Origin of the sequence: Haloferula sp. A504 (assembly GCF_044385805.1) — a bacterium.
In the GTDB taxonomy this organism is placed as follows: Bacteria; Verrucomicrobiota; Verrucomicrobiia; order Verrucomicrobiales; family Akkermansiaceae; genus Haloferula.
In genome coordinates this window covers 150,206-165,133 of sequence record NZ_JBISBU010000003.1, presented here as the reverse complement: position 1 = coordinate 165,133, position 14,928 = coordinate 150,206, and the positions used below count along the sequence as shown (strand labels likewise).

The following is a 14,928-nucleotide window of genomic DNA, read 5'->3' as shown; positions in this document are numbered from 1 at the left end:
GTCGGAGCGACGGGTTCTTGTGGGCAACTTTCCGGAGCTGGTTTTCATCTCTTCAGGCCGCCTCGGCAAGCTCGGGTTGCGGCCGGTAGATCGACCAAGGCGTCTCGTAGTCGAGCGCCTCGTGGATGCGCTCCCGGTTGTAATCGACCATCCAGCGTGAGACCCCGGCCTCCAGCTCCGCCAGATTCCGGTAGTCCCGCAGGTAGATGTCCTCGCACTTCAGGCTGCGCCAGAGACGCTCGATGAAGACGTTGTCCATCCAGCGGCCCTTACCGTCCATGCTGATCCTCACGCCGAGTTCCTCCAGCGTACCGGTCCATTCGCGGCTGGTGAACTGGCAGCCCTGGTCGGTGTTGAAGATGTCAGGCGCGCGCCCGGCAACCGCCACCGCCTCGGCAAGCGCCTCCAGGCAGAAGCGAGTGTCGGCGGTATTGGAGATCCGCCACGAGAGCACGGCTCGGCTCTTCCAGTCCATGATGGCCACCAGGTAGGCGAAGCCGCGGCCCATCGGAATGTAGGTGATGTCCGCGCACCAGACTTCGTCAGGCGCGGACACCTCCCGGCCCCGCAGCAGGTACGGATAGGTGCGGTGGGACTTGTCCGGCACGCTGGTGCGCGGTTTCGGTGCCACCGCCACGATGCCCATGATCTCCATGAGTCGCCTGACCCGCTTGCGCCCGATCTTCCAGCCACGCTTGCGCAGCTCCACGGCCAGCTTGCGCTGGCCATAGACCGGTCGGCGCGTGTGCAGTTCGTCGAGATCGCGCATGATCGCGCGATCCTCGTCGCTGATCCGCTCCTTCGCTTCGAGGCGGTTGCGGTTCACTCCGAGCATCTTGGCCTGTTTGCGGATGCTCAGCTGGGGATGCTCTCTCTCGATCATGGCCTTTCGTTCAGATCGATTCCCAGCTCCCCGCACTTTTTTTCGAGGAATTCCTTCTCGATGACCAGCTGGCCGACCTTGCGCTCCAGGCGCTCCCGGTCGCGCTCGGCCCTGCGGGCCTCGTCACGACCGGCCTTGCCCGAGGCGAACACCTCGGGAAGCCGCTCCTGCAGGTCCTTCTTCCACTGGCTGACCTGGACGGGGTGAATCCCCTCGTCCTGGGCGATCTGGCTGATGGTCTTGATGCCCTTCAGGGCTTCCAAGGCGATGCGCGCCTTGAACTCGGCGCTGTGCGTTCTTCTCTTTCTCTTCACGGTTCTTCGGTTGGCTGACGCCACCCGAAGCCTACCACATCATAACAAGCTCACTGGCTCCGTTTCGCGGGACCGGCTCTCATCGAACGTGAATCCGGAAGCGTTAAGCTAAGGCTCTTTGCTCCTGTCTTCAAGGTCGCCTCGGCAGCTGGGTTATTGCTGCAAAACATTCCCGATCCGAAGTCCATCACCTCCTCGTCGGTGAAACCCGACTCAAGGATCCGCTCGGGCTCGTCGGTTACGCAGAAGATCTTCACTGGTGACGGCTTCACGACTACTTCTAGCTCTCCAAGTCTAAGGGTCAACGCCAACCCCGAGACGAAGGCCCCCAGAGGGCGACCCCCCCCCCTTACCAGATCTCCTCCGCCAGCACCGGGCCCTCGATCAGCTCAATCCGGATGTCGGGCCAGGCATCCACGGCTGACTTGATCGCCCCCTCCGCCGCCTCCCGGTTGCCGACCCGGGCATGGAACACCGCCAGCTGGTGGTAGAACCGGGCCGCGACCTCCCGATCCTCCTCCCCGCCATCACGGAGCACCCGGGCAAGGTGCTCGCCAATCTCCCAGGCACCGACCCCGGGGCAGCACCTCATCCGGACACGCAGGGCGGCAGGTTCGGCTCGATCCTCTGCTGGGAGGGATTCGAGCGCATCCCACGCGTCCTGCCAGAGGCCGAGATCGGCCAGTCCTTCTGCTTCTGAACTCATTCGCCTACCGACTCAAGACGCGCACGAAAGAACTGCTTCGCTTCCGTTGCCTCGATTCGTTTGCTCTCAAGAGTTTCCCAGGCTTGGGCGTTGTCGCTTTGCTCAATCGTCAATGTCATTGCTTGTGGATTCAAGAGCACCAACTTGAAGATGCCGTATCCCCACATCCGGAACTGAGGGAAGCCTGCAATGAGGTCGCCGCTCTTAACACCATTGAGGTATTGCACTTCCTCTTCAACTCCCTCGCCCGGTGTCACAGCGATAAGGGTGCCGTTTCGTTCGCCTTGCCAGCTCTCAACCGGTGCCACGATAACTCTCAGACCGTAGCCATTAGGCACATCAATTTGATTCATTTGATCTGGCGAGGAGACGATCACGTCTCCCAGTGAAGCCTCTTCGGAAGTCATAATCTTAAGAGTAACGAATCCCGGGCCACCGTAGTAGGTCAGCGAGAACTTCTCGAAGCCCATCATGTAGTCGCCCCGATTCACTATTCCAATGTCGAACAAATCGACCCCTTGTTCAGTGTAGTCCCCTAGGTCTCCTCCATAAAAGACTCCACCGCCTGCCGTCACCTCGACGACGGAACCCGCTTCGACTTCCAGCAAAACGTGTTCACCCTGCCCCGGTCGCATCAGCGTCTTGTATTCCGCCGACAGGCACAGCCCGGAGGTTCCGCAGAGCAAAATGGCACCAAGCAGAGCATTCCCAACACCCAGCCTGCCTGTGATGGATTGAATCGCGCTTTTCACGCCGGATTTCTGACAGGCGGGCTGGAAATCGACCAGCAAATGAACGCAAGATCTGCGCATGCACACCTTTAAGATCCATCCGCGCCCGACCCGGGACGGCGTGAACCTGTCCGGCGAGATGCTGGGAGGCGTCGGCACCCACTGGTTCCGAAACGTCCGCAGTGCAGCAGACTACGCCCGTCACCGCGCCGGGATGCTGGCCAAGGATTCGAGGCTGCTCGTGCATCGCGCGGACGGCTCCACGCAGGAGCGCGTGATGCCGGGTAGTGGAGAGGCGTCCCTCGCCATGAACACCACGCCAGCGTCATGGTTCTGAAGCGTCAGGCGGCCATTCTGGGGTTCCTCTTGCTATTCCCGTCCTGCGACCGCAGCAACCCGATTCCGTCGCGTGTGGAGGCTTCTACAGAAGCCCAGCAGCGCATTCAGACGCCCCCTCCCCCCATTCCGGAATCCACCCGGCAGTTGGCGGAACCGGAAGCCCCAGAAATCCCCTTCGAGATCGTTGGCGAGGTCATCGGGCTGATCGACCCGGACCGCCTCGACGGACTCCAGGGCAAGCGCGCAGCCAACCGCAGCCTGCGGCGGGTCTGCTTCGTTCTCGAATCCGCCCGGAGGGAGGGGCACGACCCTGCCTCTGTCATCGACGAGACCCACGACGCCCTTGAGATGGCCGGCACGCCCCGGGCCAAGGCTGTGAAAGCCTCCCCTTGAAGAGTTGGTCAGGGAATAAGGAGATTGAGGAGCGACGGACAAAGGTCCCCCATGAGACGAAGTCGGGGACTTTGTCCGGCGGCGACGAGATCGACGCACTTCGCGCAAACGCTTACACTCCGACTTGGTCATGAGCGAGGAACCCGAAGAGATCAAACGCTGGACGGCCCGTCGCACGGCCACGGTGGTGATGGACATCATCAAGGGCAACACCACGGCAGCGGAGATCGCCCTCAGGCAAGCGCGCCTAAACGGCAACTCTGGGATTCGATCTGGACCTCTGGCGTGGGCTCGACGACATTGGCAAGAGCATGGCCCGTCGGATGCTCCCTCGCCTTTCAGTTCTCGCCATATTTGCTCTTGGAGGAGTGAAAGGCGTAACGATTAGGCACGATGTGCCAAGCTCAAGCTACGAAGCAATGGCAGCCCAGACTCCTTTCGGGAGTTTCGTGGAAGTGACGTATTCGAGCGGACTTCTACAACGGTCTGGAGGTGGCGTCATGATCGGTGATGGTTGGGTTCTCACTGCGGCCCACGTGACTTGGGGGAGCCAATCGGCTGGTTCGGTCGCCATTGCCTACGACGGGATCGATTATGCCGCATCGCAGATCGTGCATCACCCAGACTGGATTAGCTCACCATCCGTGGGCCTCAGCCAAGGGTCTGATCTAGCACTCATCAGGTTTAGCGGGCCATCCACCTTCAGTTCCTCCATCGCTCAGAACGCTCCTTTAATTGGAAGTGTGGGCATCACACTCGGAAGCGGAAGAAGTGGGACCGGATACACTGGATCTTCTGATGATGCCGGCACGATCCTTGCCGCCATGAATCTGATCGACCGAGTGCTTCCGGGTGGAGCATCCGGGAGCTTCTTGGTGACTGATTTTGATAATGGCAGCTCATTCTTCAACTCTTTGAATCAACCCACTGCTCCAACGATTCACTACGACGACGGCTTTCCAGGCCTACAGAATGCCCTCATTCCTGATTCCACCTCCCTAAGTCTGGCCGCCTTCCCTACGACGCCCTCAGCAGCTGACCTCTTTGATGGCCTGCCGGACACCTTTCTGGAGGGAACCACCGCTGCAGGCGACAGCGGTGGCCCCCTGTATGTTCTGAACCCCCTCACCGGGGAATGGGAGGTCGCCGGAATCACTTCATGGGGAACCAACCCGCTCCTGGAAGACGGCTTGGACCGACAAAACTCCATCTACGGTGATGTCGCCTTTTACACCGACGTAGCCCAGCACAGTGACTGGATCCAATCCACGACACAGATTCCCGAAGTGAGCAGCAGTCTTCTCACTCTCCTCGGAATGATCGCCTTCGCTGCAAGAATAAGGAACAGGCCCTTCCCTGCAGCAACTCGGCAAGCGACCTCTCCCGATCAACCTACTGACTAGAGGAAGTCACATAAACGCGGAAGAAGCATCTTGCTTCACCATTACCAGGAACCGTCAAGTTACTCACTCCGGTAATACTGCCTGACACTGGATCCGCTGCACGATTCCAATTCAGCATGTCACTGGATTTCTCCACGACGTAGAATCGATCAGGACGGCTGGTCCAGCTGATCACCCAATCACCTTCCAGTTCGGTCTTACTAAAGGATACAAGTTCAAACCTGGAGCTGCCGTCGAGTGGATCCGTGCCCGCCTCATACTCCTGAAGCGTGCTCTGACCATCGTGATCATGATCGAGAGACGAATCGGCAACCGTGGCCGAAAGCTGCAAAGCCAAAGGAGCGTCATCAAGCTCCCAGAAGTCGGGAATCCCATCCTCGTCGGTGTCTCTATTCCTGGCATTGAAGAGTCCGGGGAACTCGAGGAGTTCCAAATCTACAATCGAGACCGGACCGACAATCGGGTTGCCACCCTCGTCCACGCGGTCCACGTGAAGGGTGAAGTCAGAGTTCCATACAGAACTCAGTTGCAGGTAATGGCCCTTGAACTGTGCACCGACTTCTAGCGGATCCACATCAATGACTGCTGAATCACCCAAGCGGCGACGCACAAACATCGGGGCGTCACTCTGCAGGATCGTCCTGACGACGTAGGCGTTCTCAAAGGCGTCCAGCCCACCACCTGAGAATCGATATGACAAGGTGCTACCCGGGGCATAGCGACGAGTATCGATCGAGGACGCTCCAGAGCCGTAAGGAATACTCATCGGACCTGTGTGACCAAAGGCAATCCCCGTCGCCGAATCTACTTCTCCGTAGGGAGGATCAGCGGAAATCAATCCGCAATCAACAAAGAGAGACCTCCCTCGATGCAATGCGATGGAGGAAACCGAAGCAGGGTAGGGCCCAACGCTCTTGACCTTGATCGTCACGCTACCATCTGCAATCGCGGCAGCGGGCAAGTAGGCCGTGGCAAACGCCGTGATGCCGGCACCGTTCTGATTCAGATCGATTGTTGCAGAAGGCTCAGCGGCAGACCGATCTCCAATAATCGGGGTCATCAGAAAACCATCCGCGTAGATCTGATACGAAACCTCCATACTATCGGGCTGATAATGGGACAGTGAGAGCGCGTAGCTCGCGGCTGGATCAACCGAGTCAAAACGATACGATACCTCGCCCCCAAAACCCATCCGAACGGTTTCCAACTGCAAATCACCACCCCATGTAAAGGCAGATCCATCCAGGTATCCATCCCCATTCGCGAAATAGGCCGCTTCAGTCACGCCATTACCGCAGTCAAACTCGACACTCTCGGGATAAGGCTTGTAAAACTCAAAACCATTAGCAGAGGAGATGGTCATTGAATTATTACTCAAATCGCTGTCTTCAAGCAATGTTTCCACTTTCAATGTGAGCGTGTTCTCACCATAGCCGAGGGCGCTGTTCGGCACAGGGATATTAAGGCTTAAGTCCCCTCCAGAAACCGGCACGACAAATTCGCTTGAAATCAAGAAACCCTCTCGGCCAATTAATGAGACAACGAGGGGATCCTCGGTTACAGACCCGCTGATCACCAGGTCTAAAGACTGGCCATCAACGCCAGCCGTCACCTGCTTGATCGCATAGTCAGGACCCTCCTCACCGGTGACAAGATTTCCAACCATAAATCGAAAACCGTCAAAGTTCTGAGCGCTGAATTCAAGGGCCGGGCTAGACTCCTCGCCAATACCCTCACTACTCAAGGATTCAAAGACTCTAGAATCTTCATTAATAGTTTGCGTATGCAAAAGCACACCCTGAGCAGAGTTTGAAGTGAACGAGATATTCCCGAACGTCAAGTGACTGATCGCATGATTAAGGGATAAGAACGGATCGACTGTTGTCCCACTTACATATCTAAGGCTATCACCAATATCTCCGTCTGCAACATTATGGATGAGATCCGCACCACCATTAACTCCTGTGTAAACCAAAGACTCAATCCAGTTTTGATAATTCGCAAACGAGTAGTCAACTGAATAACTATTGTAATCATGGGGATACATTAAGTTAACCAGGCCGCTCCGAAGAGCTTGATCTCTACCATCGACAATTAACCTCAAAGAGCGATCGATCGACGCATTTCCATACTGCCCAATATTTGCACTCATACTCAAGGATTGGCCATCGCCGACGCCAAAACCGTCATCATCCACAAACACCTGTGAAACTCGCATGGTGCCTTGAGCTACCGAGGCACTCGAATCGTTGGTGTCATGCGCATACGCTCCAAGCCCGAATTTCCACTCAGACCCGACCAACATTAGCGTGTCGATCAGTTGGCCATCAACTTGAAGATCAACCTGACCACCAACCCGGTCAAATATTAGATCAAGCCTATTTTGACCATTGGGAATCGTAATGACCTCCGCGAGAACCAACTCATCCTGCCCACCACTAAAGATCAAAAGCTTCGCGATCGCTCCACCAGTGCACGAATAATCAAAACTAAGCTTATCAACAGGCGTCGCTTTGCAATCCAAATCTACATAAATCTGAGATTCAGCATAGCCAACCGGCGCAATGACTGCGTGTGGCAGCTTGAGGTTGTCGCTAACGTCCAGATTCAACTCACGTAACTCTTCATCAAAAGACACCGATGCCGAAGCCACTCCGGCCGTCCTGATGGCAGCACGGTAAAATACATCAGTCGGATCTCTCCCTTGTGTCGCTGAAATGAAATCACATTCAAAAGGCTGGCTTGGCGAAGTGAGGAAATCAGACAAATCAACCGACTCTATTAGACCAAAAGTGACAAGTTGGCCCATTTTTAGCCGCCATCGAGCACTATCCCCAGCTTGTAGCTCTTGGGGACAAGGAAACATCACGACATGCGGCGTGAATGAGTTGGACTCTACTCTTCGTGCTCCGCTTGTCGCAAAATTTGGGGTAAACTGGCCACCAACAATCTTTGTCTCTTGGCGATCATAGACACCAATTGGCTCAAAGCTTTTTGCCCTGAATTTTTCTGGAAGCACCACAACCACCTCCTGATCCAGGCCGACGGGCCCATTAATCACCATATCCAACTCCCACGGCCGATTCTCGACGGGAAACAAAACCACACTTCCGCCGATCGAATCGTCCACATGAATCAGAATGTTGTAATCATACACCTCACCATCGAGGGACCTAAATCGAACTGGGATCGAGTGATCACCAATACCCAAGGTCGAGGTGTCGATCAGTAACTCAACTTCACCGAGGTCACCACGCTCTAAATACCAAATGTCACTCAAACCCGCTGAAGACACGGAGCCATTTAGTGGTTCAAGGTAGATTCCATTCGGGAGATCCCCATTATTGCCGAAAATAAAATTCACTGCTGAATTCTCACCCAATTGAACATCACCGAGGTCTAGGCCCGAATTCATTGCGAACAATTGCCCCGACTCGTTGGTCTGCACCATTGTGATTACTCCCATTGCGGAATCAATGTATGATGACTGCTCACTGGAAACACCGTCTTCTGCCATGGTGACAGATAGCAGCAAATTGTCTCCCTCTGCCACGCTTCCCCCGGACAAGGAGGAGAGATCGATGCTACTTGGGATTACTTGCTGACCATACGGGATGACATCCGTCACCGACGCCGTCTGCATGAGCGTGGATACGCCGTCTTTCACTCGGACCAGTTCCACCAGCATTTTCACTTTTAAGTCTAATTGGGATCCGTTGTAGCAGGCAATGGAGTATGGCAGAGCTGGTTGATCCATTGCCAATCGGTTTGGCATCAGGATTTTGACGTGAGTTCCGCGCGCCTCCGGCTTGTCTTCTGGTTCCTCGTCTCGAGTGGCAAGCATCTGGCTCACTTGGATCTTGTTGTGTCCCCGGGCGGAGTTGAAACCTATGATCGTTTCCAAAACTGGTGAGTCCGTGGCCGCGTAGGCGAAGCTGTCTGCGTATGGGTTGGCGGTGATTTGGAAAGTGTCGCCCTCCTTGAGATTGCCAGAGCTAAATCCAAGCTGGAGTCCGTCAGGTCCAACTGCTTGCGGCCCAGGCGCTTCATACCCATCCCCAAAATTCAAAGTGGTGGCGCCACTGGCTCCCCATGTCGCCGCCACCGTTACGGTATTGGCCTCTGCTCCAACGTTACCTCCGGAGGTAACGGTAAAGGTGTAGGTTGTCGTCTCATCCCCTTTATAGATGCCGTCAAAAGCGGGGACTCCGGTTCCTCTCCATCCCTCAAGGTTGAGACCGGTGAAGCGTGGTCCGAGCACCACCTTTTGTCCTGGGTGTATGTAGCCGCCGACCCCCGAGATATTGTTCGTGATTTCCACGCTCTCGTCCGGGGAATATGTCACTGCCTCAATATCCGTCGCGGGGTAGTTGCCGACATTCTTAATGACCAAGGTGCGGTGTTTTTTCCCATCAGCGGCAGTCTCATCCACATAACCCGCAATTAATCGTGGCGATGGAGCATCCGTGGGATCCTGCATGTCGGTGCCGTAGCGAAGCTCTTCTCTGTCCAGATAGCCGTCCTGATCCTCGTCCTTGAAGAATTTGAGCATTACAGAGGATTCCGGCTCTGCGGTCATCTCACCAAAACTCCGCCCATCCGGCCCTTGAGAGTAGATCGCCCATGCTGAGTTTTCGGAATTGGGATACCTTTTGGAACCAATGATCCGGCCCTGCCCGTTCATCTCGGGGAGTTCGATGTAATTGATCGCGCCGTTGCTAAGAAACTCGAACTTCACCACGTCCTGAATTCGAGACAAAACATCCATGTAGGTTTCATCTCCCCACGTTGGGATCAGATACGGACGAACCTCTTCGTTGCCATCGTCCACCCCATTATCGACCATAACATAGACTCCGCCCGTATAGGCATTTTCGTAGAATAGCTGGTCATCACCATACTCCACTCGAACGATCTCCACACGAATCGCATTACCCAAGTCAATCTCCTTGGTTTGTTCCAGCGTGAGGGGGATTGTCACCGGAGTATTAATACGGAAAGCAGCTCCCGGGAAGAGGTTCGTGACCGAGGAGACTCCCGATCCCCCCCCGACCAGTATCACAGTTTTTGCAACGTCTTCGCTTTCTCCGATATAGACATTCGCAATCACGGAGCTAATTTCTCGCACCACGTCCGTGCCAGCGTTCTTGAATTCGATATCAAACGTAAGGTCTGCGGCATGCGAGGTGTCCGTCGTGGTGGCGTGAGACCATTCTGTGCGGTTGAAGATGCGCTGATAGTTTCGTGAGGTGGTCCGGCTTGTTCGCTGGCTCTTAAAATTCTGTGTGGCAGGCTCATCAGGTTCGGTTCTACTGACCACCAAGCTTCGACTCAGGCTGCGACCACTTGCTCCCGGGTCGCATGTTGCGAATTTTCCAAGTAGCTCGTATTGGCGATTAAGATCCGCCTCGATCGCTCCAAGCTTCGACTCCGTAAGTGCAACTTTTCCCCTGCGCTCAGCGATTTCTTCTCGCTGGCCGCTTAATGTATCGGAAAAACCAAAGGCTAGTCGAGAAATTGAGGTTGTCAGACCGGCGCCCACACCACCACCGGCTTTTCCCAGCGCCGAAAGTTTGCCGATTCCCTTAAAGCTCTTGCTCCATCCGGCTTCCACACTTGCGCCAGCGTCTGCACTCAGAGTAACCGAATCAAGCCCGGTAACATTCTCAAGACCAATTGCGCGATACCTCTCTGCGGTAGCCAATTCTGCAACTTGTAAAGAGTAAGAGTCCAGTAAATCACCTCGTTGGTGCTGATAAAATCCGATGTTTTCTTGGACTTCAGCCAATAGGGAAGCATTACACTTGGGTTGGGTGATGTGCAAATTTGAATAGGGCTGGAAGCCACTTTCAGGAGAGGCAGGTGTCATGAGTTGCCCACCATCAAGACTTGTCGCCAAACGACTCAGACTGGTGCTGAGTTCAGTAAGAGCGTTGCCAAGCTGATTCTGAATCGCCGTCAACTGGGGTGATTGCTCCGGAAAGGTCCTTTCTACGTTCTCCTCCGTGGTTGTCGTCTCATACACGTTCTCCTGCTCATTGATCTCCTTGGACTCGGAGGTAATCACCTGCCTGGTTGTCACCGTGATGGTGTTGTCGGGGATCTTGATCTTGATGTCTGGGTAGGCAGCGACCAAGGGACTATTGCCCGGGGCATCGACAAAATTGGGCATCTCGGCCAATAGAAAATCGCTATCCACTGCACGGGGAAGTGAGCCACGGTTAATCTGGGTAATACCCCAAAATTCCTGGCCGTCATCGTAGCGATCGTTGTCCGTGGACTCACGATATGGATTGAACCCTAGCACAAACCGCTCAGCCGCATCCGGGATGGAATCCTGATCAAGATCGACGATAGGAGCTTCGTCTTCGTCGCCCCACCCCCAACCAGGGTTGGCATTCGGTCGTTGGCCCCAGATCGGCCAGTTTGGCCAAGGGATGCCGGATGATGTGTCTCCACTTCGGAGCTGCCGAATTTCCTGACCGTCCTTGACGCCGTCGCCATCCGTATCCGGGTTGCTTGGATTGGTCCCCCACCAGCGTTCCTCGGTATCCGTCAGCTGATCTCCGTCTTGGTCCATCTCAATGTAGGACAAATCCGAACGCGCAACCGTGCCTACTTGCGATAGAGTGGGAGTCAGTGACCGGAACGAGATCCTCTTCTTCACCAGATCCTCCACCAGTGCCCCCGAAATATGGAACTTCGCCTCGCTTTCAGTTCTAGAGATCAATTTGATCTCCTCTTCCTCGAACTGCTCAATCAAAGCCATCGCCTGCTCACGCTCTCCGGGAGTAGTCAGTCCGATCGTCGCAATGTATGATGGCGCCAAAACCTCTGCTGCACGTTCCTCTGCTGGCACAACGTAAGGCAGTGGCGAATCCCCGGACCAACCAGAGACAGCATTCAAGCCTAGAAAAATTGCACAAACCAAGGGGGTTGAGGGAGCGAAGCTCATAACGCTTAAGAAAATAGATCTGGCCCCAACAGCCGTCGAGTTCAAACATGCGCTCGGTCCGGGACTCCAATTACGGAGCATCGCTGATGCAACCCGATAGAAAGCAGGCGCTCCGCGCAGCCCTTGCTCGTTAGGTTGCCAGTCGACGGGACACTGCCAAAGGAGAGATTCGGGTGGTCTGACGCTCTCCATTCCTACCTAAAAGAAAGCCCGCCACTTTGGACGGGCTTTCTCTCTAGTTCGCCAGTCCCACCACACCATCGCCGAGCCCGTGAAGAGCCTCGCTGCGGGCGAGCGTCAGGCTCGGCTCACGTCATTCGTGGACTGAGCCATCAATCCGTTTGGTGCAGTAGCTTCTCGACCTCGATCCATTCGGTGGGAGGATGCTCGAAGCCGGGGATCAGGGTCCGGATGAGGACACGTGGGCTGTCTTCCGGAGCCTCGATCACGACACGCATGAAGTCGCCGTCACCCGGATCCTGCCAGCCTGGGTGGATCCGCACCCGGTCGCCGACCCGGAAGGATCCGGGTGCGGCGTTGCGGTCGGGCCCGCTCATGGCGTCGCCGCAGCGAGCGGCTCGGCCTTGAACTTCAGCTGATCCGCCGTGCATTCGTCAGCGGGGATGTCATCCCGGGGGCCGAGGTAGACCGGCTGATACACCGCGCCGCTCTCGCGATGGGCGTAGAGAAAGCGCACCTCGACCACGCTCCCCTTCCCCGGCACCTCGTGGTTGGCCGGGATGGTGACGTTGCCGGCGGGGACACGACCACCATCAGCGGCGATCAGTTCAAGCCCGACGCTGCGCCTGGTCCCGTTCCTTCCGGCGACGATGAACGAGGCGGTCTCGACGAACTTGAACTTCAGCTGAGACCCTCCCCTGTTGGGGCGACCGGGACTGTAGGGAGCGTCGATGTCCTTGAATACGACTCCCTCGGCTCCCTCCGCCCGGAGTTCCTCGAAGGTCGCCAGTTTGTCTTCCGGATCGACGGGTGTGGCGATCCAGCACAGGGCTCCGTTTCCCATCGGAACGATTCCCATGAGAACCTTGAAGCGGTCAAGGTAGCCGTGCTGGCGCAGGCTGGTGCCCTCGAACTCGAGGAGGTCGAAGGCGTGCAGCGTTTCACCGACGGCCTCTCCGTCGATGAGCACGTCGCAGGGAATGACGGCGACAGCTTCGCGGATGGGTTCCGGGATGGAAATTGCCAGTCCCCGGCGGTTGATGCCGGTGATGGTGTCGCCCTGCTTGAGCACAAGCATCCGCCGTCCGTCGTGCTTCTGCTGGAGGCAGAATTTCGGCGAGCCGATCAGGCGACCAACCTCGCTCTCCTCGATGGGATTGAGGAGCTGCGGGCGGATCCCGGTGTCGAGACCCTCCCCGTCGTTGTGGCAGTGGGATTGAGCGGGCGCATCCGTGTGACGGTATCCCTTGCGGAGCTTGGACTTCACCAGCTTCTCGAAGACCTTGCGGGCCTGCTCCAGCGGAACGGGCTGCGGGGTCTTGGTGCCTGTGGTGAGGGTGCTGCCACGCCGGCCATAGGCGAAGGTGACGATGTAGGCATCAGGAGTGCCAGGAACGGGCTCGATGGCAGCGTGATAGACTTTGTCGGAGCCTCCCTCGCAGCAATGGAGGGAGGCCGAGTCGATGGTGGTATTGGGCATGTTGATGGTTGTGGTTTCGGGGTTGGATTGCCCGTCGCGGAATGCGTTGGGCAGGAGAATGAAGACGCCCGCCACGGAACAAAGCCGGGCGGGCGTCAGGGTTGCCATGTCTGCGCTGGGAAAGACGGGATCAGGCGGCACAGGCCGCGACATCGATCCGTATTGGCATGACGACGCACAGGGTGCCGTCGAGCCTGCGTGCCACGACCGGGCTCATCTCGTCGATGAACCAGAGCGTCGGCGCAATGGTCAGCGCGTCGGCCAGGTAGGCGGCGTTGAGCGCCACCGGTTGCGGCTTCCCGGTGATCTCGGCGGGCACCTCGATGCGTGAGGCGTGGCTGGTGTCCGGCGCATGGGCAAGTTCGAGGTGTCCCCGCTTGCCCGGACGCAGGATGACCGAGGCTTCCTTGCCTCCCTTCGACAGCGCCTTGAGCCAGTCGATCACCGCCGGACGGTGGCTTTCCTCGAAGCTGGCCGAGGCGACACGGTCGGTGGGCACGACCTGCTTCCAGTTCGGGTAGTGGCCGTCGATGAGACGGGTGACCAGGACATGGCCGCCGGCCTCGATGCGGACGTGGTCGGGATCGCCGGGTTTGCCCTGGGCTTTCCCGTCCGTCTCGGTCGTCGTCTCAGGACGGTGGAACGGCGTGACCTGAATGACTCCCTGCTGGAAGTCCGGATGGCCGAGGGCATGGACTGCCGGGGTCGGGATGACCAGCTTGCGGTCGGGCACGCTGGCGGGTGTGGCGGCGAGCCGGCGTCCGTCGGTGGCGACGACCATGCCGCCGTCTTCGGGCGTGAGCAGCACGCTGTTGAGGATGTAGCGCGTGGAGTCCTTCGAGGCGCAGCCGGCGATCTCGGTGAGCATCTCGAAGGTGCGACCGGGGACGGGAGTGGCCTCGATGTTCTCCGGGACCTGCGGACAGGGTGGAAACTCATCGGACTCCAGCGTCGGGTGGTGGGTTTCGACGGTGATGCCGCCACGCAGCATCTTCAGGCGGACGCGCCGGTCCTTCTTCGTGCCCTTGCGGGTGAAGGTGACCGAGGAACCCTTGTCGGCCTTGAGCGAAGCCTCGAAGGCCTCGGTGGGGACTAGCAGGACTTCCGGGGTGTCGGACGGCCGGTCGGTCGGGACGTGGGTGCTGAGCCACTGGTCCAGATTGCAGACGGTGAGGCGGATAGCTTCACCGGAGTTAGCCTCGACGAGGATGTGGTTGAGCACCGGCAGGGTGCAGTGCTTGGTGCGCAGCCGCTTGAGCATTCGCCCGGCGGCCTTGAGCGCATCGGTGGGGATTTCGATCATGATGTTGGTGGTTTGGATTCGTGACGTGCCTGGAGATGTGAAGAAGCCCGCCGGTGGCACGGACCGGGCGGGCTTTGGCTTGGAAAATCTTTTGCTGATCTGGTTCTTCGGAATGGCTCGGTGCCCGGTGGATCAATCCATGCACACGGAATCCGAGTTCCCGCATCACCCCGGTGGCGTCTGTTGCTGACAAATGCAGCGTCGTTCGGTAGCCTGCGGACGATTTGACCGAACAAATCGC

10 protein-coding genes and 1 pseudogene are annotated in these 14,928 nt (G+C 57.3%); 4 read left to right on the top strand and 7 right to left on the bottom strand.

The window, feature by feature from the left end; all coding sequences use genetic code 11:
* Positions 1 to 52: 52 nt before the first annotated feature.
* The 3 genes from ACG2LG_RS02750 to ACG2LG_RS02740 all read right to left on the bottom strand — a co-directional run bounded on the left by ACG2LG_RS02750 (position 53) and on the right by ACG2LG_RS02740 (position 2,655).
* Positions 53 to 1,197, bottom strand: a protein-coding gene (locus ACG2LG_RS02750) for an IS3 family transposase (RefSeq protein ID WP_396256099.1) whose coding sequence is annotated in 2 segments (ribosomal slippage) — positions 53 to 927 and positions 927 to 1,197 — 1,146 coding nt in all. Because the reading frame shifts where the segments join, the coding sequence is not laid out codon by codon here.
* Positions 1,198 to 1,546: 349 nt separating this feature from the next.
* Entirely contained in the window at positions 1,547 to 1,903 is a 357-nt protein-coding gene (locus tag ACG2LG_RS02745; RefSeq protein ID WP_396256097.1) for a hypothetical protein, read from the bottom strand.
* On the bottom strand, positions 1,900 to 2,655 hold the full coding sequence (locus ACG2LG_RS02740; protein WP_396256095.1) for a hypothetical protein: 756 nt from the start codon (positions 2,653 to 2,655) through the stop codon (positions 1,900 to 1,902). Before ACG2LG_RS02740 ends, ACG2LG_RS02745 begins: the two co-directional genes overlap by 4 nt.
* 58 nt (positions 2,656 to 2,713) lie before the next feature.
* Here ACG2LG_RS02740 and ACG2LG_RS02735 point away from each other — a divergent pair, with 58 nt between their 5' ends.
* From ACG2LG_RS02735 to ACG2LG_RS02720, 4 genes and pseudogenes are all read left to right on the top strand, one after another.
* Positions 2,714 to 2,971 carry a hypothetical protein gene (locus ACG2LG_RS02735; RefSeq protein ID WP_396256093.1) on the top strand — a complete coding sequence of 86 codons (258 nt, stop codon included), beginning with the start codon at positions 2,714 to 2,716 and terminating at the stop codon, positions 2,969 to 2,971.
* Positions 2,962 to 3,366 carry a hypothetical protein gene (locus tag ACG2LG_RS02730; protein WP_396256092.1) on the top strand — a complete coding sequence of 135 codons (405 nt, stop codon included), beginning with the start codon at positions 2,962 to 2,964 and terminating at the stop codon, positions 3,364 to 3,366. Before ACG2LG_RS02735 ends, ACG2LG_RS02730 begins: the two co-directional genes overlap by 10 nt.
* A 311-nt stretch (positions 3,367 to 3,677) precedes the next feature.
* Positions 3,678 to 4,073 (top strand): annotated as a pseudogene (locus tag ACG2LG_RS02725) (trypsin-like serine protease); the annotation flags it as partial.
* Between the two features lie 117 nt (positions 4,074 to 4,190).
* On the top strand, positions 4,191 to 4,769 hold the full coding sequence (locus ACG2LG_RS02720) for a trypsin-like serine protease (RefSeq protein WP_396256180.1): 579 nt from the start codon (positions 4,191 to 4,193) through the stop codon (positions 4,767 to 4,769).
* Here the strand turns inward: ACG2LG_RS02720 and ACG2LG_RS02715 are convergent.
* The 4 genes from ACG2LG_RS02715 to ACG2LG_RS02700 form a co-directional block, all read right to left on the bottom strand.
* Entirely contained in the window at positions 4,759 to 11,724 is a 6,966-nt protein-coding gene (locus ACG2LG_RS02715; protein ID WP_396256091.1) for a hypothetical protein, read from the bottom strand. The two genes, ACG2LG_RS02720 and ACG2LG_RS02715, sit on opposite strands and share 11 nt — an antisense overlap.
* 332 nt (positions 11,725 to 12,056) lie before the next feature.
* The gene (locus ACG2LG_RS02710; RefSeq protein ID WP_396256090.1) at positions 12,057 to 12,281 is read right to left on the bottom strand and encodes a hypothetical protein; all 225 of its coding nucleotides are present in this window, start codon (positions 12,279 to 12,281) and stop codon (positions 12,057 to 12,059) included.
* Positions 12,278 to 13,492 carry a WGR domain-containing protein gene (locus tag ACG2LG_RS02705; RefSeq protein ID WP_396256088.1) on the bottom strand — a complete coding sequence of 405 codons (1,215 nt, stop codon included), beginning with the start codon at positions 13,490 to 13,492 and terminating at the stop codon, positions 12,278 to 12,280. The genes ACG2LG_RS02710 and ACG2LG_RS02705 overlap by 4 nt, the downstream gene beginning before the upstream one ends.
* A 22-nt stretch (positions 13,493 to 13,514) precedes the next feature.
* Positions 13,515 to 14,687 (bottom strand): hypothetical protein, encoded by a 1,173-nt coding sequence (locus ACG2LG_RS02700; RefSeq protein WP_396256087.1) that lies wholly within the window; start codon positions 14,685 to 14,687, stop codon positions 13,515 to 13,517.
* Between the last annotated feature and the right edge of the window lie 241 nt (positions 14,688 to 14,928).

Bases quoted from the DNA above. Each gene is read 5' to 3' on its own strand.
- ACG2LG_RS02745 (WP_396256097.1), bottom strand. From the start codon at position 1,903: ATGAGTTCAGAAGCAGAAGGACTGGCCGATCTCGGCCTCTGGCAGGAC.
- ACG2LG_RS02735 (WP_396256093.1), top strand. From the start codon at position 2,714: ATGCACACCTTTAAGATCCATCCGCGCCCGACCCGGGACGGCGTGAAC.
- ACG2LG_RS02730 (WP_396256092.1), top strand. From the start codon at position 2,962: ATGGTTCTGAAGCGTCAGGCGGCCATTCTGGGGTTCCTCTTGCTATTC.
- ACG2LG_RS02720 (WP_396256180.1), top strand. From the start codon at position 4,191: ATGAATCTGATCGACCGAGTGCTTCCGGGTGGAGCATCCGGGAGCTTC.
- ACG2LG_RS02715 (WP_396256091.1), bottom strand. From the start codon at position 11,724: ATGAGCTTCGCTCCCTCAACCCCCTTGGTTTGTGCAATTTTTCTAGGC.
- ACG2LG_RS02710 (WP_396256090.1), bottom strand. From the start codon at position 12,281: ATGAGCGGGCCCGACCGCAACGCCGCACCCGGATCCTTCCGGGTCGGC.
- ACG2LG_RS02705 (WP_396256088.1), bottom strand. From the start codon at position 13,492: ATGGCAACCCTGACGCCCGCCCGGCTTTGTTCCGTGGCGGGCGTCTTC.
- ACG2LG_RS02700 (WP_396256087.1), bottom strand. From the start codon at position 14,687: ATGATCGAAATCCCCACCGATGCGCTCAAGGCCGCCGGGCGAATGCTC.